We start from the raw sequence: 1,937 nt of genomic DNA on the forward strand, positions 1-1,937 counted from the left end.
AATCTGCAAGGAATGCATCGACGACTTTACGTTAAAAGCCCCGTCTCATTATACGGAAATTCAAGTTTTATTGACCAAGATTAGTAGCGCTCCACAACGGTTCTACTATTCTTGTGAATGATTTTTATCCTAACCGATTATTACAGGTAGTCACACATGTCTAAGCTAGTTTTAGTTTTAAACTGCGGTAGTTCTTCTCTTAAATTTGCTGTTGTCGATGCAGAAACAGGTGCTGAGCACCTATCAGGTCTTGCTGAATGTCTTCACCTTCCTGAAGCACGTATCAAGTGGAAACTTGACGGTAAACACGAAGCGCAACTAGGCGAAGGTGCAGCGCACGAAGAAGCACTCGCGTTTATGGTTGAAACTATTCTTGCTTCTAAGCCAGAGCTTAAAGCTAACCTTGGCGCTATCGGTCACCGTATCGTACACGGTGGTGAGCAGTTCACTCAATCTGCACTTATCTCTGATGATGTACTGAAAGGTATCCAAGACGCAGCAACCTTTGCACCGCTTCATAACCCAGCACACATCATCGGTATCGAAGCCGCTAAGAAAAACTTCCCTGAGCTTCAAAACGTAGCTGTGTTTGATACTGCTTTCCATCAAACTATGCCTGAAGAGTCTTTCCTATACGCTCTTCCGTACAATCTATACAAAGAGCATGGTATCCGTCGTTATGGCATGCATGGTACTTCACACTTATTCATCACTCGTGAAGTTGCAGGCCTATTCAACAAGCCAGTTGAAGAAGTTAACATCATCAACTGTCACCTAGGCAATGGTGCTTCTGTTTGTGCGATCAAAAACGGTCAATCAGTTGATACTTCAATGGGCCTAACGCCGCTTGAAGGTTTGGTGATGGGCACACGTTGTGGTGACATCGACCCTGCAATCATCTTCCACCTGCACGATGCACTGGGTTACTCTGTTGATCAAATCAACACTATGCTAACCAAAGAGTCTGGCCTACAAGGCTTAACTCAAGTGACTTCGGATTGCCGTTTTGTTGAAGATAACTACGGTGAGAAAGAAGAAGCGACTCGTGCAATGGACGTGTTCTGCCACCGCCTAGCAAAATACGTGGCTGGCTACACAGCAAGCCTTGACGGTCGCCTAGACGCTATCGTCTTCACTGGTGGTATCGGTGAGAACTCAGGCCCTATCCGTGAAATGGTACTAAACCGTTTGGCTATCTTCGGTATCGAAGTCGACAGCGCAGCAAACCTAAAAGCACGTTTTGGCGGCGAAGGTGTGATCACAACGGCAAACAGCCGTATTCCAGCTATGGTTATCTCGACCAATGAAGAGCTAGTGATTGCTGAAGATACTGCTCGTCTGGCAGGTCTTTAATTGACTTTCTGGCTAACTCTCTGAGTTAGCCAGTTTTTTACCGGGGCTCAACCCTTAGTTTCTAGCGATTTAGGTCAGCAGGCTTATTTCCGAAGAAGGTCATGTTGGGCTTTGTTCCTTTTTCAATCTAGTTTCGGTTAGATTGATTTCAATAGTTTGAGGTACTCTACTCATGTCCCGTACTATTATGCTTATCCCTATCAGCGCTGGTGTTGGTCTTACCAGCGTGAGCATGGGTGTCCTTCGCGCCATGGAGCGTAAAGGTGTTAGCGTTTCTTTTTATAAGCCTATTGCACAACCTCGCTCGGGTGGCGATCAACCTGATCTCACTTCAACGATTATCGGTCGCAATAGCGACATCAGCATTGCAGAACCGATGATGATGTCAGCGGCAGAAACGTTGATCGGTAGCGAAAAGATGGATGTGTTGCTTGAAACCGTCGTTGAGCGTTACAACCACATCAATAAAGATTCTGAAGTAACACTGATTGAAGGCCTTGTGCCAACACGCAAACACCCATTCGCGAACCAAGTGAACGCAGAAATTGCCAAAACGCTGGGCGCAGAAATTGTGTTTGTCGCGA

Annotated in this window: 2 protein-coding genes; both read left to right on the top strand. The window is 46.0% G+C overall.

Annotated elements, in window-relative coordinates:
• Positions 1-156 precede the first annotated feature (156 nt).
• Positions 157-1,353, top strand: a complete 1,197-nt coding sequence (locus B9J84_RS06115) for an acetate kinase (protein ID WP_094123758.1) — start codon at positions 157-159, stop codon at positions 1,351-1,353.
• Positions 1,354-1,525: 172 nt separating this feature from the next.
• A partial coding sequence (locus tag B9J84_RS16320) for an AAA family ATPase (protein WP_404206452.1) occupies positions 1,526-1,937 on the top strand: 412 nt, incomplete at its 3' end.

This window comes from Vibrio sp. V03_P4A6T147 (genome assembly GCF_002241085.1).
Taxonomy (GTDB): Bacteria; Pseudomonadota; Gammaproteobacteria; order Enterobacterales; family Vibrionaceae; genus Vibrio; species Vibrio anguillarum.

Bases quoted from the DNA above. Each gene is read 5' to 3' on its own strand.
- B9J84_RS06115 (WP_094123758.1), top strand. From the start codon at position 157: ATGTCTAAGCTAGTTTTAGTTTTAAACTGCGGTAGTTCTTCTCTTAAA.